The organism is Nonomuraea antri, assembly GCF_013283785.1.
Lineage (GTDB): Bacteria > Actinomycetota > Actinomycetes > Streptosporangiales > Streptosporangiaceae > Nonomuraea > Nonomuraea antri.
Map to the genome: position 1 here is coordinate 14,298 of NZ_JABCPZ010000015.1, position 22,762 is coordinate 37,059.

Genomic DNA, 22,762 nt, shown 5'->3' on the forward strand with positions numbered 1-22,762 from the left:
ACCGCCGGGAAACACGCGGAAGTGGCTCAGTGGTAGAGCATCACCTTGCCAAGGTGAGGGTCGCGGGTTCGAATCCCGTCTTCCGCTCGGAGTTCCAACTCCTGGTGGAGTGGCCGAGAGGCGAGGCAGCGGCCTGCAAAGCCGTCTACACGGGTTCAAATCCCGTCTCCACCTCGGTGATTACGGCTGGTCTCGCGAGATCGGCTAAAGTAAGTGCAGCACCATGCGGAAGTGGCTCAGTGGTAGAGCATCACCTTGCCAAGGTGAGGGTCGCGGGTTCGAATCCCGTCTTCCGCTCTGGGTTTCGGGGGTAACTCCGGGACAATATGGACGATTAGCTCAGCGGGAGAGCGCTTCCCTGACACGGAAGAGGTCACTGGTTCAATCCCAGTATCGTCCACACATACAGAAACCCCAGGTCGTCGGCCTGGGGTTCACTGTTTTCCGGGGCCATGGGTTCCTCCTGGCCGCCGCTTTCCAGAGCACCCGCTCCCGGAACCGTCCGTCCTCGGAGGGACTGGCACTCGGGGTGCCCACACATCGACCGCACGACCACCGGCGGCACGCACACCGGTCGCACGCGCGCCGGGACCGCTCACACACCAGGGGGCGGCTCCACGCCGAGGGCCGGCGCGCAACAGCGCTCGCGTTCCGGGCCTTGCAGCATGTTCCCGGGACATGACCCACCCCGGCGAGGGACCGCCCTCCGCCGAGGGCGCGCATTCCGGGAGCCCGCCGCCACCTGGGGAACCTGCGGTTGCACTCCACGGCCGCCTGCACATCGGGGCGTCCATGCTCCTGGGCCCGCGCATCCGGCCCCCACGGAGGGCGCGGTTGCCCGGAAGACGCCCCCTTGTAAGGCGGGCACCCCGAAAGACGCGGCGCTCCCAGAAGACCGGCACCCCTGGAAGGTGGCACCCCTGGAAGGTGGCACCCCTGGAAGGTGGCACCCCGGAACACGGCATCTCGGAAGGCAGGCATCCCCCGAAGGGCGGGCGTCCCTCGAAGGCGGTACCCCTGAAAGACCGGCGCCCCGAAAGACCGGCACCCCCGGCGTGTGGCTTGTCAGGGTGAGCGTTTCACTCCGAGCACCGAGGTGACATCGGGTGGGTCAGCCGTGGCGGAGGGTTTGGCGGAGTATGGCGGGGCGCATCAGGGTCTCGGGTGGGTCGAGGAGGCCGAGGACTCGGGCGAAGGCGATCGCGCACGACGGGTCCTTGGTGGCCGCGCGCTGGACGCGGTCCACGTACCGGGAGATCATCCGTGACGTCAGCGGCAGCCGCCCCGGCACCCCGGGGAAGGCCAGGTCGGCGGTGAGTGCGAACCGCCAGACCGTTTCCGCGGCCCGCCCGGCGGCGCGGTAGAAGCGGCGTTCCAGGTCGTGGCCGCCGTCCGCGAGCGTGTCGCGCAGGGCCAGCGCCTGGAGCGCGGCGGCGCTCATGCCCTGCCCGTACAGCGGGTCCACGCTGCACACGGCGTCGCCGGTGGCGATCAGGCCGCGCGGCACGCGGCGCAGGCGCTCGAAGCGGCGGCGTACGGCGTCCGGGAAGCGGGCCGGGACGATCTCCGCGGGCAGCGGCGCGGCACGTAACGCGGGCATCACGTCGGGCATGGAGCCGGGGATGACACTGGCCACGTAGTCCAGGAACCCGCACAGGTCGGTGGGCGGGTGGTCGCCGCACATGCCGCCCGTGCTCAGGATCCACCGTCCGCCCTCGACCTTGAACAGCGCCAGGCCGCGCGGACGTTCGGGCGTGGAGCCGACCAGGATCAGCAGGTCCTCGCCGAAGACGCCGTCGGGCAGGGTGAAGGTGCAGGTGGCGTAGCCGACGTCGACGGCGACCCGGTCGGTGTGCGGCCGTTCGAAGCCCGCCTCGCCCAGCCAGAGCGACGAGCGTCCGGCCCGGCCCATCGCGTCCACGACCAGGTCAGCGGGGAGCACCCGCTCCTCAGCGCCCCCGCCGCCGGCGGCACGCGTGCCCGGCGCGGTGTCGGTGCGTGCGATGCGCAGGGCCGTGACGGCGTCGCCGGTCAGGGTGGGCGCGACGGCGTCCCAGCCGTCGAGCAGGTCCACGTTCGGCAGCGCGAGCAGCCGCGCGCGCAGGTGGTCCTCCAGGAAGGGCCTGGTCAGGGCGAGTCCGTGGTTGTCCATCGCGGCGCGGCACATCCGGTTGCCGCCGAGCACCATGCGTGCCTGCTCCAGCGGCCGGTACGGCACCGCGCCCGCGACGACCAGTTCTGCCACCGCGCCGGGGAACAACTCGTCGATGATCTGCTGGCCGCGTGGCAGCAGCGCGTGCGCGTGCCGGCCCTGGGGCACGCCGCGGCGCGGCCCCCGCGTGAGCCTGTCCCGCTCGACGACGGTGACACGGGCGAACCGGTCGGCGAGCACCCGTGCGGACAGCAGTCCCGCCAGCCCGGCCCCGCACACGACCGCATGATCCATTAGGCCAAGATGGCGTAAGAAGCGCCCGTCTGCCAAGACCTGAATGATCTAACCTGAGCCCTATGTCGGAGAACGAGGCGGGAACGCTGAAGGTCGACCCGCATCTCCCGAACCCTGCCAGGATCTACAACTATTTCCTCGGCGGCAAGGACAACTTCGCCGCCGACCGGGCGGCGGCCGAGCAGGTGCTGGCGATGGCGCCGGAGGTGCGCGCGGCCGTCAGGGAGAACCGGGAGTTCCTGGTCAGGGCGGTGCGGTATCTCGTCGGCGAGGCGGGCATCAAGCAGTTCGTGGACATCGGCGCCGGGATCCCGGCCGAGCGTCCGGTGCACGAGGTCGCGCAGGGCGTCGACCCGGCCGCCAGGGTCGCCTACGTGGACAACGACACGGTGGTGCTGGTGCACGCCCGGGCGCTGCTCGACCGGGGCCGGGGCACGGCGGTCGTCGACGGCGACCTGCGCCGGCCCGAGGACATCCTCGACTCCCCCGACCTGCGACGGGTCATCGACCTGGGCGAGCCGGTCGCCGTGATCCTCATCGCGGTCCTGCACTTCGTCCCGGACGGCGACGACCCGACGGGGATCGTCCGGCGGCTGATGGACCGGCTCCCCTCGGGCAGCCATCTGGTGATCAGCCACATCTCGGACGGCGGCATGCCCGACGACCCGCGCATCGTCCGCACCAGGGAGTTGTACCAGGGTGCGCTGATCTTCCGCCCGCGCGAGCGGATCGAGTCGTTCTTCGCCGGTCTCGAACGGGTCGGCCCCGGCCTGGTCGGCGTGGCGTCCTGGGGCGGCGACGGCGCGGACGAGACCTCGTGGTGGCTCGGCGGAATCGCCCGCAAGCCATGAACGCGCGGCAGAACCTGCTGGTCGTCTACACCGGCCGGCTGGCGGAGTGCCGCGCGTTCTACACCGGGCTCGGCCTGGACCTGCGGCCCGAGCAGCACGGCGCCGGCCCGCGACACTACGCCGCCGTGCTGGCGGACGGCACGGTCTTCGAGCTGTACCCGGCCCGCCCGGGCCGCGAGACCGGCGCGCTGCGGCTCGGCTTCACGCTGCCGGGACCGGCGAACGAGCGGCGGCTGCTGGAGGACCCGGACGGCCGCACGGTGGAGCTGCACGTCGTCGTCCAGGAGCCCGAGGCCGAAGGCGATGCGGGTGCGACGAGCCCGGAGGCGCCGCCGCCCGCCGGCTGACTGACGGAGGGGGCGCGGGCCATGGCCGGCCGATCGAGCCGGGATCACCGGCCGGGCGGCGACCTGCTGTTCGCGCGACGGGTGGCGGTCCGGTGGACCAAGGGTGAGCGGCCTGCGGTTCGTCCCGGCGCGGCCGTCGCCGGTGTGGGCGGCCCACGAACGCCGCTCCCTGTACGACGGCGGCGTCAGCTCGCGGCGGCCGCCAGCACGTCCATGAGCAGGGTGCGCAGGATGGCCGGCTTGTGCCTGGTCTCGGCGAAGGGTGAGACCCACTCGGCGACGGGCCGCGTGGCCTGCTCGAACGTGCCGGGTTCCGGCGGCCGGCCGATCAGGGCGCGTTCGACGTCGGGCAGCCGCAGCGGGATCGCCGCCACCCCGCCCGCGCCCACCCCGGCGGACGTGATCACGCCGTCCTCGACGGTGAGCCTGGCGACGGCCTCGGCCAGCGGCCATTCCGCCGCGGCCCGGCTGGTGGCGCGCCGGTAGGCGGCGCGCTCACCGGCGGACGGCGGCCCGAGCCGTATCGCGGTGAGCAGTTCGCCGGGCGCGAGCAGGTGATCGCGCGACGGGTCGGAGCCGTCGCCGTACAGCTCGGCCACGCCGCGACTCCGGCCGTCCGCGTCCCCTGCTCCGTCCGTGGTCTCGGCTTCCGTCTCGTACGTCAGCAGCGCCATCCCCACCGACGACGGGTGCGGGGCCACGCACGGCCCGAGGTCCACGCAGACGGACAGTTCGTACGGCCGTTCGCGGGCCGGGCAGCCGGTGCCGCCGGACTTGAAGCAGGAGAAGTGCTCGTTGCGGTAGAAGCGGCAGCGGGTGCGTTGCAGCAGCGCGCCGCCGAGCGTGGCCACGCGGCGGATCTGCGGCGTGGCCAGGGCGGCGGCGGTGGCCGACAGCGCCGGGTAGGCGGCGGCCAGCGCGGGGTCGGTGGCCAGGGTGTCCACGGTGACCAGGGCGCCAAGGCGGACGCCGCCGTCGGGCAGCCAGGTGATCTCCCGCAGGCCGGGCAGGTGCGGGACGTCGGTCAGCGGCCCGGCGGACCGGCCGGAACGACGACGCTCCATCAGGTCGGTGCCGCCGGCACGAAACTCGCCGCCAGCCCCCTCGGTGCCGCCCGCGCGGTACCCGCCCGTCGTGTCGCCGGTGCTCGCGCGGTACTCGCCCGCCGCGTCATCGATGGTCATCGGGACATCACCTCGAGCAGTCTGTCGGGACGGATCGGCAGGTCGAGCAGGCGCCGGCCGATCGCGTCGCGTACGGCGTTGCCCACCGAGGCGGCCACCCCGATGGTGCACACCTCGCCCAGGCCGACGCCTCCGCCGGGCACGTGGTCCCAGCCGTCCTCGTGGAAGTGGAGCGTGATCTCCGGGGTGTCCTTGATGCCGGGGATGCGGTAGTCCTCCAGGTTCTGCGTGACGACGACGCCGGTCACCGGGTCGGTGACGCGTTCCTCGTACAGGGCGTAGCCGATGCCCTGGACGATGCCGCCCTCGCACTGGTTGCGCGCCGCGTCGGGCGACCAGATGCGCCCGGCCGCGATGCCGCCCCACACGCGCAGCACGCGCGTGGCCCCGAGCAGCGTGTCGACCTCCACCTCGGTGACGTGCACGGCCCCGGCCAGGCCGCGTCCGACCCGCATGTGCTCCACCGTGAGCGGCACCGCGTAACCGCGCCGGTCGCGCGGGCGTTCGCCGACGACGCTCTCGCCGTCGGCGGCGGCGAACACCTCCGGCCACGGACGTGTCCCGGAGTCGAGCACGACGCCCGCCTTCGAGGCCAGCCCGCCGAGCCGCGCGGCGAGCCTGGCGCCCAGCCTGCGGGCGGCCGCGCGCGCCGCGGGGGCGACGGAGGCGGTGCTGCGGCTGCCGCCCGCGGCCGGGCCGTGCGGCGCGTCCGAGTGGCCGAGCGAGACCTCGACCTCGGCGTCCATGACGTCGCGGACGGCCGCGGCGATCACCGTGCGCACGCCGGTGCCGATGTCCTGGGTGGCGGTGCGGGCCAGCAGGCGTCCGTCGCGGACGGACAGCTCCACCCGGGTGTCGGTGTCGGCCAGGTACACCCAGTTGGCCGCGGCGACGCCGACGCCCCTGCGGTAGCGGCCGCGCTGCGACCCGGTGGGCGGCCGGTCACGCCACAGGTCCAGCCTGGACGCCTCGGTGTAGAGCGCGCGGCGCCTGGCGTTGCCGTCCCACCTGCGGCGCAGCTCGATCGGGTCGGCGCCGAGCCGGTGCGCGATCTCGTCCACGCCCTGCTCGACGGCCCAGGCGAACGGCGCGCCGCCCGGGCCGCGGAAGGCGGCTCCCGGCGGCGCGTTGCTGACGACGTCGTGGTCGCGCAGGTGGCGTGGGGCGCGGCCGTACATGAGCAGGCCGAAGAGCGCCACGGTGGAGCCGACGGACACGCCGCCGTAGCCGCGGGCGTCGATGGACAGCGCGGCGAGCTCGCCCCTGCCGTCGGCCAGCAGGCGCAGGTCGACGCGGGTTCCCGGCCGGTAGCCGGTGTCGGTGAGCTCTTCGGCCCTGCTCAGCTCGACCCGGACCGGGCGTCCTGTGGCGCGTGACAGCTCGGCGGCGGCGATCGCGTCCATGCCGAGGAGCTGCTTGGCGCCGAATCCGCCGCCGACGTGCTCGGCGATCACGGTGACCTGCTCGGGGCGCAGGCCCCAGCGCTTGGCCGCCTGGTCGCGTACGTGGCCGATCGCCTGGGTGGAGGTGTACAGGACGAGCGTGCCGTCGGGCCGCCAGTCCGCGACCGTCGCGTGCGGTTCGAGCGCGGTGTGCGACTGGGCGGCGGTGGTGAAGGTGGCCGCGTAGTAGCCGGGGTCGTGCGCGCGGGCGGCGTCGGCCAGCCGGCGCAGCGCGGTGCGCCCGCGCCACGACGACGCCGGTCCGGTGCGCCGGTTGCCGGTCCACCTGGCCATCAGCGCGGGGCCTTCGCCGTTGGACGGGGCACGGCGGCGCTCGTCCTTGCCGGGGTAGACGATCGCGGGGTCGGACTCGGTCAGCGCGGCGGGCAGGTCCTCGTAGACCACGGTGATCTCGGCGGCGGCGCGCCTGGCCGCGGCCTCGGTCCCGGCGGCCACCGCGGCGATGGGCTGCCCGGTGTAGCGGACCGTCCGGTCCGGGCCGAGCAGGTCCACGGCCCCGGCCACCTGTCCGACGCGGGCGTGCGGACGGTCGCTGCGGATCAGGACGCCGTGCAGCATGCCGTCGAGCCGCACGTCCACGGTGTAGCGGGCCTCGCCGGTGACCTTGGCCAGGGCCTCCACGCGGGCCGGGCGCGCCTGGCGGTCGTCGAACTCGCCCGTGCAGGCCCGCTGGAGCGCGCGGTAGATGTTCTCGTACGCGCCGCACCGGCACAGGTGCCCGGCCAGCGCTTCGGCCACCTCGGCCCTGGACGGCGCCACGTCGCCGCGTTCCTTGCGCCAGCGGTCGTGGAAGGCGGCGGACTCGACCACGAACCCCGGCGTGCAGAAGCCGCACTGCAGGGCGTCGGCCTCCATGAAGGCCCGCTGCACCGGGTGCTCGCCGCCGAGCCCTTCGACGGTGGTCACCGCGGCGCCGTCCAGCCGGGCGGCGGGCAGCAGGCAGGAGACCACGGGGTCGCCGTCGAGCAGGATCGTGCACGATCCGCAGACCCCGGCGCCGCACGACACCTTGGTGCCGCACAGGCCCATCTGTTCCCTGATGACGTCGGCGGCGCTCTCGTCGTCGCCGGCGGCAAGGTCGTGTGGACGGCCGTTGAACGTCGCGCGCATGGGTCAGCCCTTCTCTGCGCCTAGGAGTGAATGTTCACTCCGCAACGGGGCCCTGTCAATGGCCCGCGGCGAGGTTCACCCCTTGGCGAGCAGCCCCCAGGTGGCCTCCTCGGCGGCTTCGAACTGCTCGGCATCGAGCCGCAGGCCGCCGGACACGGCCTTGAACAGGCCCACGAACGCGCCGTTGAGCAGGGCGAGCAGCACGGCGGGCTCACCCTTCCTGATCTCGCCGGTGCGCTGGCCCCTGGTGACCAGTTCGAGCCCGAGGGTCTCCAGCCGGGTGGACAACATGCGGCTGTCGGCGTCGAGGTAGATCTCGTGCTGCTGGAACTCCAGGAACGCGAACGCGTCGGGATGCTCGACCGCGAACTCGCGCAGCGCCGCCCACAGCCGGCCGAACGTGACCCGGGCCGGCTCGTCGCCCGCCGAGCTCTCGGCCAGCCGGTCGAGCAGGCGCGACTTCCAGTGCCGGTAGACGGCGTTGCCCAGCGCCTCCTTGCTGGGGAAATGCCGGTAGAGCGTGCCCACGGAGACCCCGGCGAGCTCGGCCACGGCGGCCACCGCGGTGTCACCGTAGGTGCGCTCGGTGAAGACCGCGAGCGCCGCGTCGAGCAGCGCCTGCCTGGTGCGCGTGCCCGCGCGTTCGACCTTGGTCGGGCCCATGCGGGTAAGTATTCGGGCACGTCGAGCCGGTGGTCAACCGGGAACGGAACCACCCCGCCAGAGAAGGAAAAATTACCCTCTGTACATTGATTGTGACGCATCGTGCATGATTTCCCGCTGACCGGGTAACGCGTCTGCATTGGCTCCGCGAAGGAGGAAACGGTGGACATCAACCTAGGGCAAGGCGTGACGGATGCCTGGCGGCAGGTCGCGACGTTCGTTCCGAAGTTCGTCGCCTTCCTGCTGGTCCTCGTCATCGGCTGGATCGTCGCCAAGGCGCTGTCGAAGGTCGTCGACAAGATCCTGGTGCGCGTCGGCTTCGACCGGGCGGTCGAGCGCAGCGGCGTGCGCCGCTGGCTGGAGCGCAGCAAGTACGACGCCAGCAGTCTGATCGCCAAGCTGGTCTACTACGCGATCCTGCTGATCACCTTGCAGATCGCGTTCAGCGTGTTCGGCCCGAACCCGATCTCGGCCATGCTGACCGGGGTGGTGGCGTGGTTGCCGAAGGCGCTGGTCGCCATCGTGATCATCGTGGTGGCCGGGGCGATCGCCACGGCGGTGAAGGACGTGTGCGCCAGCGCGCTCGGCGGGCTGTCGTACGGCCGGTGGATCGCCACGATCGCATCGATCTTCATCTGGGCGCTGGGCATCATCGCCGCGCTCAACCAGATCGGGGTGGCCACGACCGTCACGATGCCGGTGCTGATCACGGTGCTGGCCACGATCGGCGCGGTCGCGGCGATCGGCCTGGGCGGCGGGCTCGTCCGGCCCATGCAGCAGCGCTGGGAGCGCTGGCTGGGCACGCTGGAGGCCGAAGGGCCCAAGGCGCGGGCGCACGCGGAGGCGTACCAGCGCGGCCGCGAGGACGCCGGCCAGATGGCGCCCGGCGAGCGGACCGCGCCCATCCGCGGCACCGGCCAGGGCGGCGGCGCGACCCGCGTCGAAGACCCGGAGCGCTGAACCAGGACCGCGAACCGGACCAGGGCGCCCGGGGCCGCCCTGGTCCGGTCTGGTCCGCTCTGGTCCGGCCTGGTCCGCTCTGGTCCGCCGGTTCAAGGCTCAGGCGTAGCCGTGTTCCCTGGCCAGCCAGGCCACGGCGGTGAGCCGGAGCGCGGGCGGCTCGCTCTCGTCGGAGAAGGTCCAGCCGCGCAGCCGCAGCTCGTCCAGGAAGCCCAGCAGGTAGTCGCCGAGCGTCTCCCGGTCGAGCGCGATCGCGTCACGCAGCACGGCGGCATGCTGGTCGACGGCGGCGACCAGGCCCGGGTCGGTCTCCATGCGGGCGAGCTGGGCGTGGCCCAGAGTGTCCATCAGCCAGCGCAGCGGCGAGGACGCCCATCCTTCCTCGAAAAGCACCAGCCAACCTTAAAGCACTTCTGACCCTGCCTTGACGTGATCACCCAGGTCAGCGGCCTACCAGGGCAGTCCGACGTAGTTCTCGGCGAGCGTGGTGGCCGCCGGCTCCGAGGACGTCACGTAGTCCAGGTACGACAGCTGCAGCCGCCGCCCGTAGGCGTCGTCCTCCTCGAACGTGTGCAGCAGCGTCGTCATCCACCACGAGAAGTGCTGGGCCCGCCACACCCGCTTGAGACAGGCCGCCGAGTACCCGTCGAGCAGGTCGGACGAGCCGTGCTCGAAGAAGCGCGCCAGCGCCTCGGTCAGCACGCGGACGTCGGCCACGGCCAGGTTCAGCCCCTTGGCCCCGGTGGGCGGCACGATGTGGGCGGCGTCCCCGGCCAGGTAGAGCCGGCCGTACTGCATGGGCTCGGCGACGAACGACCGCATCGGGGTGACGCTCTTCTCCACGATCACGCCGGTGGTCAGGGCGAAGCCGGGCACGCTCTCCAGCCGGGCCTTCAGCTCGGCCCAGATCCGCTCGTCCGGCCATTCCTCGATCGTGGCGTCCGGCGGGACCTGCAGGTAGAAGCGGCTGACGGTGGGCGAGCGCATGCTGTGCAGGGCGAAGCCGCGCTCGGTGCGGCAGTAGATCAGCTCCTCCGACGACGGCGGCACCGCGGCCAGGACGCCGAGCCAGGCGAACGGGTAGTCCCGCTCGAACACCGTCAGGACGCCCTCCGGGATGGACGGCCTGGACACGCCGTGGAAGCCGTCGCAGCCGGCGATCACGTCGCAGTCGAGCCGCTGCCCGCCGCCGAAGGTCACGTACGGCCGGGACTCCAGGGAGTGCAGCGCCACGTCCTCGACCTCGAACCGCACGTCGCCGCCTGCCGCCAGCCTCGCCGCGATCAGGTCCTTGACCACCTCCTGCTGCCCGTACACGGTGATGGCCCGGCCGGGCACCAGTTTCTCGAACGGGATGCGGTGCCCGGCGCCCTCGTACCTGAGCTCGATGCCGTGGTGCGGCAGGCCCTCGCGCCGCAGCCGTTCGCCCACCCCCGCCTCGACCAGCGTGTCCACGGTCCCCTGCTCCAGCACGCCGGCGCGGACGCGGCGCTCGACGTAGTCGCGGCTGCGCCGTTCGAGCACCACCGAGGAGATGCCGCGCAGGTGCAGCAGATGGGACAACAGCAGTCCAGCGGGGCCCGCCCCGATGATCCCGACCTGAGTTCGCATGAGGGAAGCATGCGGTGCCGGGCGGCGCGACGCCGAGTACGCCCTTCCACTGAGTGGAAGAATCGGGCAGGATCGCCCCCATGGCGGGAGGGTCTCGGGAGGCCGGGCGCACGGTGACGGCCAAGGTGCTGGCCATACTGGGCGCGTTCGACGCCGCGCATCCGCGGCTCACGCTCACCGACGTGGCCAGGCGCAGCGGCGTGCCGCTGAGCACGGCGCACCGGCTGGTGGCCGAGCTGGAGTCCGGGCAGGCGCTCGGCCGCGCGCCCGACGGGCGGCTGCAGGTGGGCCCGCGGCTGTGGGAGCTGGGCCGGCTCGCCCCGGGCGGGCTGCGCGAGCTGGCGCATCCGTGGCTGCAGGAGCTGTTCCTGTCGACCGGCGAGAACGTGCACCTGGCCGTGCGTGACGGCGTGGAGGTGCGTTACGTGGACAAGGTGTACGGCAGGCGCGCGGTGCCCATCGTGTCCAGGACCGGCGGCCGGCTGCCCCTGCACCCGACCGGGGTGGGCAAGGCGCTGCTGGCCCACGCGCCCGACTGGTTCGTCACGTCCTACCTGGCCCGCGAGCTGGAACGGCCCACCCCGCACACCATCACCGAGCCCGGCCGGCTGGCCAGGGAGCTGGCGCTGGTGCGGGCGCAGGGACACGCGCTGACGTACGAGGAGATGACGCTGGGCTCCTGCTCGGCGGCGGCGCCCGTCCTGGTCGGCGGGCGGGCCGTCGCGGCGGTGGGCATCGTGCTCGCCTCGCGCCGGGCGCGCGAGCTGCCCCGGCTGGTCGAGCCGCTGAAGCAGGCCGCCGCCGAGATCGCCCGCGCGTGCTCGGCGACGGCGCACGGCCCGGACACCTGGGCCTGACGTCACATCTTCTGGATCTTGTCCTTGGCCAGCGTGGTGGCGATCGACGCCTTGTGCGGCTGGCCCTTGAGGAACGCCTGGGCGAAGCTCTTGGCCTGGTCGTAGGAGACCTTGCCGGGCATGGGCGGCTCGTTCGGGTTGACGTCCACGTCCACCAGGGCCGGGCCGTCGTGCGCGAGCGCCTGCTCGACGGCGCTGCCCAGGTCCTTCGACTTGATGATCTTGGCGCCGAAGCCGCCGCAGGACCTGGCCCAGGCGGAGAAGTCGGCCTCCGGCCGGTTGAAGCGCACGCCGTGCTCGGGGTAGCCGAGGACCATCTGCTCCCACAGGATCTGGCCGAGCGAGTTGTTGTTGTTGATGATCACCTTGATCGGCAGCCGGTGCTGCACGGCGGTGAGGAACTCGGCCATCAGCATCGCGAAGCCGCCGTCGCCGACGAACGCGATGACCTGCCTGCGCGGGTAGGCGATCTGCATGGCGATCGCGTACGGCAGCCCGGGCGCCATCGTGGCCAGCGTGCCCGACAGGTAGAACTCGCGCATGCCGCGGATCGTCCAGTGCCTGGCCGCCCAGGTGGCGATCGTGCCGCTGTCGCAGGTGAGTATGGCGTCGTCGGTGGCCAGCTCGTCCACCACGGACATGAGGTACTGGGGCGCGATCGGGTCGCGCTTGCCGTTCTCCAGCGCCTTCATCTCCGCGCGCCACTCGGTCATCAGCTTGTGGTAGCGGGCGACGTGGTTCGGCTTGCGCGGGGTGAGCAGCGGCAGCAGCGCCTTCAGCCCCTCCTTGGCGTCGCAGACGATCGGCACGTCGGTGGGGATCCTGGTCCCGGCGCGCACCGGGTCGGCCTCCAGCTGCACCACCTGGGCCTTGCCCGGCGAGGGCAGGAACTTGGTGTAGGGGAAGTTGGTGCCGACCATGAGCAGCGCGTCGGTGTCCTCCATCAGCTCCTCGCTCGGCTTGGTGCCGAGCAGGCCGATGCCACCGGTGGTGTACGGCGAGTCGTCGGGCACCACGGCCTTGCCGGGCAGCGTCTTGACCACCGGCGCGCTCATCGCCTCGGCCACGGCCAGCACCTCGTGCCTGGCGTGCAGCGCGCCCTGGCCGACCAGGATGGCCGGGCGCTTGGCGGCGTTGAGTATCTCGGCCGCGCGGGCGATGTCCTCCTGGCGCGGGATCCCGGCCGGGCGCAGGTAGGTGGCCGCCGTCTGCGGCGCCCTGACCGGCCCGACCGTCTTGTACGGCTCCTCCCCCGCCTCGGCCACCTGGATGTCGTTGGGCAGCGTCAGGTGCGACACGCCGCGCCGGGCGTACGAGGTCCTGATCGCCAGGTCCACCAGCGAGGGGAGCTGGGTCGGGTTGGTGACCATCATGTTGTACTCGGCGACGTCCTGGAACAGGTGGTCGAGGTGGACCTCCTGCTGGTAGCCGGTGCCGAGCACGGCCGTCTCCTGCATGCCGGTGATGGCCAGCACGGGCACGTGGTCGAGCTTGGCGTCGTAGAGGCCGTTGAGCAGGTGCACGCCGCCGGGCCCGGACGTGGCCAGGCACACCCCGATCTTCCCGGTGGCCTTGGCGTAGCCGGTGGCCATGAAGGCGGCCGCCTCCTCGTGGTGCACGAGGACGAAGCGCACCTTGTCCTGGTGGCGCCGCAGCCCTTCCATGATGCCGTTGATGCCGTCGCCCGGCATGCCGAAGATGGTGTCCACACCCCAGTCGGCGAGCCGTTCTATCAGGGATTCTGATGCGATTCGAGCCATATGACCGGCCCTACCCCGCTCTTTGCCGTGCAGACGCCGCCGCCAGATTCATTGTCAATTCGAGGGAATGCGGGGTAGGGGCCGGTGCATGCGCATTCTGGTCACGGGAGCAACCGGCACGCTGGGCAGGGCCGTGGTGCCCGCCCTGGCGGCGGCGGGGCACACGGTGCGGGCGTTGAGCCGTACCGCGCGCGACAGCCGCAAGGACGTCGAGTGGGTGTGGGGTGATCTCGCGCTCGGCGACGGCGTCGCGGACGCCCTGCGGGAGGTGGACGCGGTGGTCCACCTGGCCACCAGCGGCCGCGGGGCCAGGGGCGCGGGCGGCGTGGACCTGGCGGGCACGCGCCGGCTGATCGAGGCGGCGCGCGCGAACGGGTCGCCGCACCTGCTGTTCACCTCGGTCGTCGGCGTGGACCGGGTGCCCGACCGGTATCTGCGTACCAAGCTGGAGGCCGAGCGGCTGGTGCGGGAGAGCGGCCTGAGCTGGACGATCCTCCGCGCCACCCAGTTCCACCAGTGGCTGGACCGGATGCTGCACCGCTACGCGGCCTTCCCCGTGCTGCCGGTGGACCGGTCGCTGGCCTGGCAGCCGGTGGACGTGGGCGAGGTGGCGGGCCGGATCACCGGGCTGGTGAACTCCGCACCCGGGGAGGGCGTGGTCGAGTACGGCGGCCCGCAGCTCATCGACACCGACGCGCTGGTGCGTACCTGGCTCAAGGCCAGGCGGCTGCGGCGGCCCTGCCTGCACCTGCGCTATCCGGGCAAGGTGGCGGCCGCGGTGCGGGAGCGGCGGCTCACCACCGACGCCACGCCGGCGGGCACGATCGCCTGGCACGAGTATCTGTTCCCGCCGCCGCCGGTGCCCTCGGACGACTTCGCCGCCGAGCACACCGCCTCGCCGACCAGCCCGGCCACCCAGCCGGAACGCGACCCGGACGTGCGGGTCTACGGCGGCGACGAAGGCTACGAACGCCCCACCAGGGGTTAACCGCCCTCCGCCGGCCTGCGCCCGGGACGGCGGGCCGTGCGCGGATCGGCCCAGTCGACGCCTTCCCACGGGTCGTAGTCGACCTCCAGCGGCTCCTGCGGCGGCCGCTCGGACTCCGGCACGTGCTGCAGGTTGACCCTGATCCGGTACCACACGCTGCTGCGCCCGCGCATGCCGTCGACCAGCACGTCGGCGGGCTCCAGCCGGGCGGCCACCTCGGGGTGGCGGGCCTTCCAGCGCTCGAACCCGGCCATGGCCTCGTCCTTGTGCTGGGCCTTGGCGATCTCGATCAGCGGCATGGTCTGCTGCCTGCGCCCGCTGCCCTTGGGCGGCTTGGGCGCGGGCCCCAGCTCCTCGGCCAGCTCCAGCAGGCCGTCGAGCGAGCCGGCGTGCAGGTCCATGTCCTCCCACGGGTCGCCGCGCTCGGCCAGCCGCTTCGGCACGGTGTCGACGGTGAACGCCTCGGGCCGGCAGCCGGGCACCTCGTCCCAGGTCAGCGGGGTGGACACGCGGGCATCGGGCACCGCGCGGACCGAGTAGGCGGAGGCCACCGTGCGGTCGTAGGCGTTCTGGTTGAAGTCGACGAACACGCCGTGCCGCTCTTCCTTCCACCACCGGCTGGTGGCCAGGCCGGGGGCGCGCCGCTCGACCTCACGGGCCACGGTCTCGGCGGCCTTGCGCACCTTGGCGAACGGCCATCTCCGCTCGATGCGGGCGTAGACGTGGAAGCCGCGCGAGCCCGACGTCTTGGGCCAGGCGGTCAGCCCGTGGTCTGCCAGCACCTCGCGGGCCACCTGCGCGGTGGCGAGCACGTCGGCCCACTCCACGCCGGGCACCGGGTCGAGGTCGATGCGCAGCTCGTCGGGGTGCGCGAGGTCGTCGGCGCGGACGGGATGCGGATTGAGGTCGACGCACCCCAGGTTGACCACCCACAGCAGCTGCGCCAGGTCGGTGCAGACCACCTCTTCCGCGCTCAGACCGGACCGGTAGCGCAGCTCGGCCACCTCGATCCAGTCGGGCCGCTTGGCGGGGGCCCGCTTCTGGAAGAACGCCTCCTCCTCGATGCCGTGCACGAACCGCTTGAGCACCATGGGCCGCCCGTGCACCCCGCGCAGCGCCGCCTCGCCGACCGCCTGGTAGAACCGGATCAGGTCGAGCTTGGTGTGCCCCGACTGCGGGAAGACCACCTTGTCGGGGCTGGTGACGCGGACTTCCCGCCCGGCGACCTCGATGTCAGGCATAAGGTCACGATACGCGGACGGTCCGACAATCCTCCCGAGGTGCACGCTACGGTTCGTGCAATCGATCATCTTTGACCTACGGGGGTCTTCGATGCGCCGTATTGTGCCGGCCTGTCTCCTCGTGCTCGCGCTCGCGTCCTGCTCGGACGCGGGTTCCCAGGCGGGGCCCACGTCCGCGCCCGTCACCTCGTCCAGTGCCGCCAGGGAGCAGCCGCCGCCGGCCCCGCGCATCGAGCCGGAGGCGATGGCGGAGTACGACGCCTCGGCCGAGCACAGCCCCAACCTCGTCCCGGTGGCCGCGCTGACCAGGACGTCGCCGTTCGACACGCACGCGGCGGTCGGCTCCGACCTGGCCTTCACCGGCGACTACGCGATCGCGGGCAACTACGAGGGCTTCACGATCTACGACATCTCCCAGCCCGAGCGGCCCGCCGTGGTCAGCCAGGTGCGCTGCCCGGGGCCGCAGAACGACGTGACGGTCAGCGGGAACCTGCTGTTCCTGTCGGTGGACCTGCCCATGGACGGCCCCGGCTGCGACAGCACCACGAACCTGCGCGGCGGCGAGGACTGGGAGGGCCTGCGCATCTTCGACATCGCCGACAAGCGCAACCCGCGCTACGTCGGCGCGGTCGACACCCCGTGCGGCTCGCACACGGCCACGCTCGCCCCCGGCACCTCCCCCGACGTGCTCCACCTGTACGCCACCTCCTCACCCGGCCGCGTCGGCGGCACGGAGTGCGTGGACATCGCGGGCCGGATCAGCGTGGTCAGGGTGCCGGTCGCCGACCCGGCCAAGGCGTCACTGGTCGCCAACGCGCTGATCATGCCCGACGGCGGCACCAAGCCGGCCGCGGACATGATCGTCGGCGGCTGCCACGACATCACCGTGTACGCCCCCAAGCGGCTCGCCGCGGCCTCCTGCCTGGGCGACGGCCTCATCCTGGACGTCTCCGACCCGGTGCACCCGAAGGTCCTCGACCGGGTCCAGGACAAGGAGAACTTCGCCTACTGGCACTCGGCCGTCTTCTCCGCCGACGGCTCGAAGGTGGTCTTCTCCGACGAGTTCGGCGCGGGCCGGTCCACCGAGTGCGACCCGAAGACCGGCGGCAAGTGGGGCGCCAACGGCGTGTACGACCTGGCCGCCGACGGCAAGCTGACGCTGCGCGGCCACTTCAAGATCCCGCGCAAGGCGCTGGCGCCGAAGACGTGCAGCGCGCACAACGGCTCGCTGGTGCCCGTCACCGGCCGCGACGTCATGGTCCAGGGCTGGTACGAAGGCGGCGTCTCGGTCATCGACTTCACCGACCCCGAACGCGCCGAGGAGGTGGCCTGGTTCCAGCGGGGCAGGCCCCCGGTGCCGGACGCCGACGTGCCCGGCGGCGTGACGGGCGGCTCCTGGGCGGCCTACTACTACAACGGCTACATCTACTCCAGCGACATGTTCAAGGGCCTGGACGTGCTCAAGCTCACCGGGCTGCCGCTGCGGGAGCAGCGGCTGACCGAGTTCAACCCGCAGACCCAGTTCTGACCTCCCGCCGAAATGTCGGTTCCATCCACCATGATGAAGGTCATGGACGAGCTGAAGAGCATGATCAGCGGACGGGTGCTGGTCGAGGGGGACGACGGGTTCGACGAGGCGCGCACGCCCTGGCACCTGGGTGTCGACCAGCGGGTGCGGGCGGTCGTCGAGGTGGCGGGCGCGGCCGACGTGGTGGCCGCGGTGCGCTACGCGCGCGAGCACGGCCTGACCGTGACCGCGCAGGCCGGCGGGCACGGCGCGAGCGGCACCGCCGACGGCGCGATCCTGCTGCGCACGGGGGCGCTGGGCGGTGTCGAGATCGACGGGCGGGTGGCCCGCGTGGGCGCGGGCGTGCGCTGGGGCGAGCTGCTGGCGGCCGCCGAGCCGCTGGGCCTGGCCGGTCTCGCGGGCAGCTCACCGGTGGTGAGCGTGGTCGGCTACACGCTGGGCGGCGGCGTGAGCTGGTTCGGCAGGAAGTACGGGCCGGCCTCCGACCACGTGCGGGCCTTCGACGTGGTGACCGCCGAGGGCGAGCAGGTGCGGGTCGACGCCGCGTCCGACCCCGACCTGTTCTGGGCGCTGCGCGGCGGCGGTGGTGACTTCGCGGTGGTCACCGCGATGGAGTTCGACCTGTTCCCGCTGCCCGCGCTGTACGGCGGGCGCATCACGTGGCCGTTCGAGCAGGCGCGCCGGGTGCTGGAGACCTACCGCGAGGTCACCGCCGAGGCGCCCGACGAGCTGGCGGTCTGGTTCACCGCGCTGCGCATCCCCGGCGGGCCGAGCTTCGTCACCGTCGACACCACCTACCTGGGTGAAGACCCCGGCGACCTGCTGGCGCCCTTCGACAAGATCGGCGGCGCGATCGGCGACACGCGGGCGGTCCTGCCGGTGTCCGAGCTGGGCACGATCGCCGACGAGCCGACCGAGCCGAGCGCCGGCGTGACCAGGTTCAGCACGCTGTCCGACCTGTCAGGCCCGGTGATCGACGTGCTGCTGAACGCGCTCGACGCGCCGGTGGTCGGTGCGGCGCTGCGGCACCTGGGCGGGGCGCTGGCCAGGCAGGCCACAGGCGGCGGCGCGGCAGCGCCGCTGGCCGAGCCGTACTACCTGCAGTTCGTGGGCATGCCCGCGCCGGACACCGACGAGCGGATCGACGCGCTGCTGGCGTCGCTGGCCGACCACCGGGGGCGGCTCAAGCCGTTCAACGGGTTGTCGGAGGGCGAGCGGGTCTCGGAGGCGTTCCCCGAGGCGGTGCTCGATCGGCTGCGGCGGATCAAGCGCGAACGCGACCCGCGGGGTGTGATCACCGCCAACCACCCGGTGTCCTGACGCGTTGTCGCGCGCGTCCCGGCCGGGGCGCGCGCGGTTCAGATCTGGTCGAAGGCGCCGTGCCGGCCCGCGCCCGCCGCGAACCTGGCGGCGCCGCCGACCGCGTCGGGCAGGGAGACCAGGCCGTGGCGCAGCTCGTTGCGCATCGCGTCCGCCTCGGGCAGGCCCTCCTGCTCCAGGGCCGACAGCCGGTCGCCGCGCAGGCACGCCTGCGGGAACCCGGCGATGCGCCGGGCCAGCTCCTCGGCGTGCCGCCGCGCGGTCCCGTTCGGGACGAGCCGGTTGGCCAGCCCCATCGCGTGCGCCTCCGCGCCGCTCACCGGCCGCCCGGTGAGGATCATGTCCATCGCCCTGGACGTGCCGATGAGCCGCGGCAGGCGTACCGTGCCGCCGTCGATGAGCGGCACGCCCCAGCGGCGGCAGAACACCCCGAACACCGCGTCCTCCTCGGCCACCCGCAGGTCGCACCAGAGCGCCAGCTCCAGCCCGCCGGCGACGGCGTGCCCGGCCACGGCGGCGATGACCGGCTTGGACAGCCGCATCCTGGTCGGCCCCATCGGGCCGTCGCCCTCCTCGCCGACGTGGTTGTCGAGCGCCTTCAGGTCGGCCCCGGCGCAGAAGGTCCCGCCCTCGCCCCACAACACGGCCACGGCCGCGTCGGAGTCCTCGAAGTCGCGGAAGGCGTCGGTCAACGCGTCGGCGGTCTTGCGGTCGACCGCGTTACGCGTCTCGGGACGGCTGATGACGACGGTGGTGACGGGTCCTTCGCGCTCTACCCGGACGGTCATGAGAACTCCTCACGAAGACCTGCCGAGCGTACGTCCATCCGGCCGCCCGGCCAACAGGCGCGGCCGTCAGCCCGCGAACGCCCCGGACACGAGGTCGTCGAAGCGGTCCAGTTCCTCGGCCGGGCGGTCGATGCCGCGCAGCGGGCCGGGATCGGCCAGGTGGGCGGCGGCGTAGAGCCGGGCGACGAGCGTCTTGCGGTCGCCGTGGCCGGCGCGTTCCTCCCAGCCCGCCTGCTCCAGCAGGACGGCCGCGGCGTAGACGTCCGCCATGAGCTGGGCCAGCGGGAACAGGCGTGCCTCCGCCACCGCCGGGTCCAGCCCGGACCAGGCGGCGATCGCCTTGCCCAGGTCGGCCAGGCGCTCGCGCACCAGCGCCACCGTGCCCGGGTCTCCGGCGGGCGCCTGGCCGAGCGCGCTCTCCAGGCGGTCGATGAACGGCTCGTGGGCGTTCTCCTTCAGCATGGCGCGGCGCACGTCCAGGCAGAGGATGTTGTCGCCGCCCTCCCAGATCGGGTTGACCTGGGCGTCGCGCAGCAGCCTGGCCACCGGCCACTGCTCGATGTAGCCGTTGCCGCCGTGCACCTCGATCGCGTCGCCGGCGGCGGTGACGCCGAGCCTGGCCGCGCGCAGCTTGATCAGGGCGGGGGCCAGGCGCAGCCGGGGGCCGACCAGGCCGTCGAAGACGAGCGCCTGGGCGGCCTCGACCTCGACGATCAGCTCGGCCAGCTTGCGGCGCATGAGCGGCTGGTCGATGAGCGGGCGGCCGAACGCCTCGCGGACGCGGGCGTAACACAGCGACTCCACCAGCGCCCGCCTGGCCACGCCGGCGCCCATCATGGCGACGCCGAGCCTGGAGGCGTTGGTGAGCTTCATCATCGTGCCCAGCCCGGAACCTGAACCTGTACCCGTGCCGGTCAGATCCATCAGCGGGAAGGCCTCGGCGCCGGTGAACTCGACCTCGGCCGAGGCGACCGACCGGGTGCCGAGCTTGTCCTTCAGCCGCCTGATGCGCACGCCGTTGCGGGTGCCGTCCCTGCGCTCCCACAGGACCAGGAACGGCGCGACGGCGCCGGCGTCGGTGCGGGCCAGCACGACGAACGCCGAGCCGTTGGCGTTGGAGGCGAACCACTTCAAGCCCGACAGCAGCCAGGAGTCGCCGTCGGGCACGGCGGTGGCCTCCAGGGCGGCCAGGTCGGAGCCGCCGGTGCGCTCGGTGAACATCTGCGCGGCCTCGCCCGAGTAGTACCCGTCGGCGAAGATCTCCCGGACCCGGTCCCTGACGTCCGGGGGCGCGTGCTTCTCGGCGAGCGAGACCACCATGTCGCCGCCCGTGCCGAGCGCGCAGCCCATCCCGATGTCGGCCTGATCGAGCAGGTACGTCCAGGCCGCACCGAGGGCGAGCGGGTTCGCCCCGTTCGCGCGGGCCTGCTCGGCGAACGCCGGGGAGGTGAAGTTGTTGGCCATGAGCGCCTGCCTGGCCGTGTGGAACGACGGCGGCATGACGACCTGGCTGACGTCCCTGCCCCAGCGGTCGTACTTCTCCAGGCGCGGCGGGTTGCGGTCGGTCTCCTCGGCGCACTCGGCCACCAGCCCGCCCATCAGGGCGCCCAGCTTGTCGAGGTACGGCTCGGCCCAGGCGTACCCGTCGCCGAGATGCCGGCGCATGAGCAGGCGCAGCGCGGGATCGCAGCTCCACCAGTTGCGGCCGGCGGCGCCCTGGTAGCGCTCGGTGGCGTAGCGGTCACTGCGGTCGAACGGCTCGATGAGATAGTGGCCCATAACCGGAGATTACATATCCTGTACGCGTGACGGAAGAGCGTAATACCCTCAGTGCCCGATCGGCCGTGCTGAGCGCGCTGCTCGGCAGCCACCCGCCGCGCCTGTCGGCCCGCCATCTCGTCCGCATCGGCGCGTTGTTCGGCATCGCGGAGGGCACGGTGCGGGTGGCGCTGTCGCGCATGGTCGCGGCGGGCGACCTGATCCAGTCGACCGGCCGTTACACCCTCTCCCAGCGGCTGATCGAACGCCAGGCCCGGCAGGACGAGAGCCGCGACCCCCACACCAGACCCTGGGACGGGACCTGGGAGGTGGCCATCGTCACCGCCGAGCGGCGCGCCCCGGCCGACCGGGCCGCCTTCCGCCACACGATGGCCACACTACGCCTGGCCGAGCTGCGCGAAGGCACCTGGATGCGGCCGGCCAACCTGGTGCGCGACTGGCCGGAGCTCGTCAGCGGCCAGTGCACGCTGATCGACGGCCGGCCGCACGGCGACCCGACCCCGCTGCTGTGGGACCTGGCCGGCTGGGCGGCAGAGGCGCGGCGGCTTGAGGGGGCGCTGGATCGGGCCGACGGGCTGGCGGAGGGTTTCCTCGTCTCGGCCGCGGTGCTGCGCCACCTGCTGGCCGACCCGCTGCTGCCGGCGGCGCTGCTGCCCGCCGACTGGCCGGGCGGCGAGCTGCGCGCCCGCTACGACGACTTCGACCGGGCCTACCGCGAGGTGCTGATGAAGCACCTGCGCGACTGACATCCATAGGAGCATCCCGCCGAGCCGGTCAGAGCGGGACGCCGAAGACGATGCGGCGGTTCCTGAACTCGGTGACGCTCCACAGCCTGCCGCCCTGCACCGTCAGGTCCTCCGGGCCGATGCAGTACGGCCGCGTGACGGCCTTGCCGTCGCGCTGCTGCACCAGCAGCTTGCCGTTGGTGCCGGCGTCGGCCGCCTGGCTGAGGTACCAGGCGCCGTCCCAGGAGATCGCGCCCTGGATCTTCGGCGCGCCGGTGACGAACGCGTCGCGCGGCGCGCCGTCGCCCAGCCCCAGCTCCCAGCGCGCGACCCGGCCGCCGGGCTCGCTCTGGTCGTACTCGCCGGAGATCAGCGAGCCGCTCGTCCTGTCGATCGACACGAACGAGAACACCGCGCCGGGGGCCGTCACGCGCCAGAAGTCGGTCTGGGGGATCACGTACCGGTAGCCGAAGGCGTGGAACCTGCCGCCGTGCCGGCCGATCAGCTTGCCGTCGCCCAGGTCGTTCTGCGCGGTACGCAGGTCGAGCAGGTGGTTGACGTCGAAGACGCGCAGCCCCCTGGTGGTGTCGGCCACGTACAGCAGGTCGCCGTGCCAGGCGATGCCGCCGGCGTGGATGTTGATCGGCCCGTACGAGCCGTCCGGCTTGGCCTCCACCAGCAGCGCGTGCTGATACTTGAGCGTCTTCGGGCTCAGGAAGGTGACCCTGATCCCCCGCTCGGGCACCGGCGGCCTGGGCTTGAAGTACCAGCTCACCGCGAACACCGGCACGCCCACGTTCCCCGAGTCCTCGCCGCAGGTCAGGCCCTGCGGGTACCAGTCGGGGGTGTCCTGGTCCCCGGCGTCGAAGGCGTACCACTCGACCGGCCTGGGCCGCATCCTGCCCAGCGCGCCTGCCGCCCCGCGGCGCGCCGCCGTCCTGTTGGCCTGGGCGAGCAGCGCCTCGACGCCGGTCGCGCCGATGTCCCCGGCGAGTTTCTCCGCCCCTTCGGCCAGCGTCCCCGTCGCCCGCCTTAAGGTGAAGGCCGCCTTCTCCGTGGACACCATCCCCGTGAACGCCATCTCTCCCCCACTCTTCCGTCCTGTTGCCAAGTGTGACGGACCGGGCGGCCACAAGGTTGT

General features: G+C 72.8%; 19 protein-coding genes and 4 tRNA genes. 12 read left to right on the forward strand and 11 right to left on the reverse strand.

The genetic code is table 11. From position 1 onward, the window contains the following. The first annotated feature begins 15 nt into the window (after nt 1-15). The 4 genes from HII36_RS07675 to HII36_RS07690 all read left to right on the forward strand — a co-directional run bounded on the left by HII36_RS07675 (nt 16) and on the right by HII36_RS07690 (nt 400). A tRNA-Gly gene (locus tag HII36_RS07675) sits at nt 16-87 on the forward strand. A 16-nt stretch (nt 88-103) separates the two neighbouring features. After that, nucleotides 104-174 (forward strand) — tRNA-Cys (locus tag HII36_RS07680). 51 nt (nt 175-225) lie between these two features. Continuing rightward, nucleotides 226-297: transfer RNA gene (locus tag HII36_RS07685), tRNA-Gly, on the forward strand. 31 nt (nt 298-328) lie between these two features. Further along, nucleotides 329-400 (forward strand) — tRNA-Val (locus HII36_RS07690). 711 nt (nt 401-1,111) lie between these two features. On the opposite strand, the gene HII36_RS07695 is transcribed toward HII36_RS07690, so the two are convergent. After that, a complete protein-coding gene (locus HII36_RS07695; protein ID WP_173522373.1) occupies nt 1,112-2,446 on the reverse strand; it encodes an FAD-dependent oxidoreductase in 1,335 nt (444 codons plus the stop codon). A gap of 62 nt (nt 2,447-2,508) precedes the next feature. Between HII36_RS07695 and HII36_RS07700 the strand changes: the two genes are divergently transcribed. Further along, a complete protein-coding gene (locus HII36_RS07700) occupies nt 2,509-3,297 on the forward strand; it encodes an SAM-dependent methyltransferase (protein ID WP_173522374.1) in 789 nt (262 codons plus the stop codon). Continuing rightward, a complete protein-coding gene (locus HII36_RS07705) occupies nt 3,294-3,644 on the forward strand; it encodes a hypothetical protein (RefSeq protein ID WP_236003273.1) in 351 nt (116 codons plus the stop codon). The genes HII36_RS07700 and HII36_RS07705 overlap by 4 nt, the downstream gene beginning before the upstream one ends. Nucleotides 3,645-3,829: 185 nt before the next feature. On the opposite strand, the gene HII36_RS07710 is transcribed toward HII36_RS07705, so the two are convergent. The 3 genes from HII36_RS07710 to HII36_RS07720 form a co-directional block, all read right to left on the reverse strand. After that, the gene (locus tag HII36_RS07710; RefSeq protein ID WP_173522375.1) at nt 3,830-4,828 is read right to left on the reverse strand and encodes an FAD binding domain-containing protein; all 999 of its coding nucleotides are present in this window, start codon (nt 4,826-4,828) and stop codon (nt 3,830-3,832) included. Further along, on the reverse strand, nt 4,825-7,401 hold the full coding sequence (locus HII36_RS07715) for a molybdopterin-dependent oxidoreductase (protein WP_173522376.1): 2,577 nt from the start codon (nt 7,399-7,401) through the stop codon (nt 4,825-4,827). The genes HII36_RS07710 and HII36_RS07715 overlap by 4 nt, the downstream gene beginning before the upstream one ends. A 75-nt stretch (nt 7,402-7,476) precedes the next feature. Then, the gene (locus tag HII36_RS07720; RefSeq protein ID WP_173522377.1) at nt 7,477-8,064 is read right to left on the reverse strand and encodes a TetR/AcrR family transcriptional regulator; all 588 of its coding nucleotides are present in this window, start codon (nt 8,062-8,064) and stop codon (nt 7,477-7,479) included. Nucleotides 8,065-8,226: 162 nt separating this feature from the next. Here HII36_RS07720 and HII36_RS07725 point away from each other — a divergent pair, with 162 nt between their 5' ends. Further along, complete coding sequence (locus HII36_RS07725) at nt 8,227-9,024, forward strand: mechanosensitive ion channel family protein (RefSeq protein WP_328807629.1); 798 nt, start codon at nt 8,227-8,229, stop codon at nt 9,022-9,024. Between the two features lie 99 nt (nt 9,025-9,123). On the opposite strand, the gene HII36_RS07730 is transcribed toward HII36_RS07725, so the two are convergent. Both HII36_RS07730 and pobA read right to left on the reverse strand, forming a co-directional pair. Further along, the gene (locus HII36_RS07730) at nt 9,124-9,417 is read right to left on the reverse strand and encodes a DUF6401 family natural product biosynthesis protein (RefSeq protein ID WP_217369283.1); all 294 of its coding nucleotides are present in this window, start codon (nt 9,415-9,417) and stop codon (nt 9,124-9,126) included. A 57-nt stretch (nt 9,418-9,474) separates the two neighbouring features. Beyond that, nucleotides 9,475-10,635, reverse strand: coding sequence for a 4-hydroxybenzoate 3-monooxygenase (gene pobA, locus HII36_RS07735; RefSeq protein WP_173522378.1), 1,161 nt, complete (start codon nt 10,633-10,635; stop codon nt 9,475-9,477). An 80-nt stretch (nt 10,636-10,715) separates the two neighbouring features. Here pobA and HII36_RS07740 point away from each other — a divergent pair, with 80 nt between their 5' ends. Then, nucleotides 10,716-11,492, forward strand: coding sequence for an IclR family transcriptional regulator (locus tag HII36_RS07740; RefSeq protein ID WP_173522379.1), 777 nt, complete (start codon nt 10,716-10,718; stop codon nt 11,490-11,492). A gap of 2 nt (nt 11,493-11,494) precedes the next feature. Here HII36_RS07740 and HII36_RS07745 read toward each other — a convergent pair whose 3' ends face one another. Next, nucleotides 11,495-13,252, reverse strand: a complete 1,758-nt coding sequence (locus tag HII36_RS07745) for a thiamine pyrophosphate-dependent enzyme (protein WP_173522380.1) — start codon at nt 13,250-13,252, stop codon at nt 11,495-11,497. Between the two features lie 88 nt (nt 13,253-13,340). On the opposite strand from HII36_RS07745, the gene HII36_RS07750 reads away from it, so the two are divergent. Continuing rightward, a complete protein-coding gene (locus HII36_RS07750; protein WP_173522381.1) occupies nt 13,341-14,240 on the forward strand; it encodes an SDR family oxidoreductase in 900 nt (299 codons plus the stop codon). Here the strand turns inward: HII36_RS07750 and ligD are convergent. Continuing rightward, nucleotides 14,237-15,481: a non-homologous end-joining DNA ligase gene (gene ligD, locus HII36_RS07755; RefSeq protein ID WP_173522382.1), complete on the reverse strand. Its 1,245-nt coding sequence runs from the start codon at nt 15,479-15,481 to the stop codon at nt 14,237-14,239. The two genes, HII36_RS07750 and ligD, sit on opposite strands and share 4 nt — an antisense overlap. A 91-nt stretch (nt 15,482-15,572) precedes the next feature. On the opposite strand from ligD, the gene HII36_RS07760 reads away from it, so the two are divergent. Next, entirely contained in the window at nt 15,573-17,009 is a 1,437-nt protein-coding gene (locus tag HII36_RS07760; RefSeq protein WP_173522383.1) for a hypothetical protein, read from the forward strand. Nucleotides 17,010-17,051: 42 nt separating this feature from the next. Next, nucleotides 17,052-18,329 (forward strand): FAD-binding oxidoreductase, encoded by a 1,278-nt coding sequence (locus HII36_RS07765; RefSeq protein WP_328807630.1) that lies wholly within the window; start codon nt 17,052-17,054, stop codon nt 18,327-18,329. Nucleotides 18,330-18,367: 38 nt separating this feature from the next. Here HII36_RS07765 and HII36_RS07770 read toward each other — a convergent pair whose 3' ends face one another. Next, the gene (locus tag HII36_RS07770; protein WP_173522384.1) at nt 18,368-19,117 is read right to left on the reverse strand and encodes a crotonase/enoyl-CoA hydratase family protein; all 750 of its coding nucleotides are present in this window, start codon (nt 19,115-19,117) and stop codon (nt 18,368-18,370) included. Nucleotides 19,118-19,183: 66 nt separating this feature from the next. Further along, nucleotides 19,184-20,896, reverse strand: a complete 1,713-nt coding sequence (locus tag HII36_RS07775) for an acyl-CoA dehydrogenase family protein (RefSeq protein ID WP_173522385.1) — start codon at nt 20,894-20,896, stop codon at nt 19,184-19,186. 26 nt (nt 20,897-20,922) lie between these two features. Between HII36_RS07775 and HII36_RS58580 the strand changes: the two genes are divergently transcribed. Further along, complete coding sequence (locus HII36_RS58580; RefSeq protein ID WP_328807631.1) at nt 20,923-21,642, forward strand: PaaX family transcriptional regulator C-terminal domain-containing protein; 720 nt, start codon at nt 20,923-20,925, stop codon at nt 21,640-21,642. A gap of 28 nt (nt 21,643-21,670) precedes the next feature. Here HII36_RS58580 and HII36_RS07785 read toward each other — a convergent pair whose 3' ends face one another. Continuing rightward, a complete protein-coding gene (locus HII36_RS07785; RefSeq protein WP_173522386.1) occupies nt 21,671-22,702 on the reverse strand; it encodes a hypothetical protein in 1,032 nt (343 codons plus the stop codon). Between the last annotated feature and the right edge of the window lie 60 nt (nt 22,703-22,762).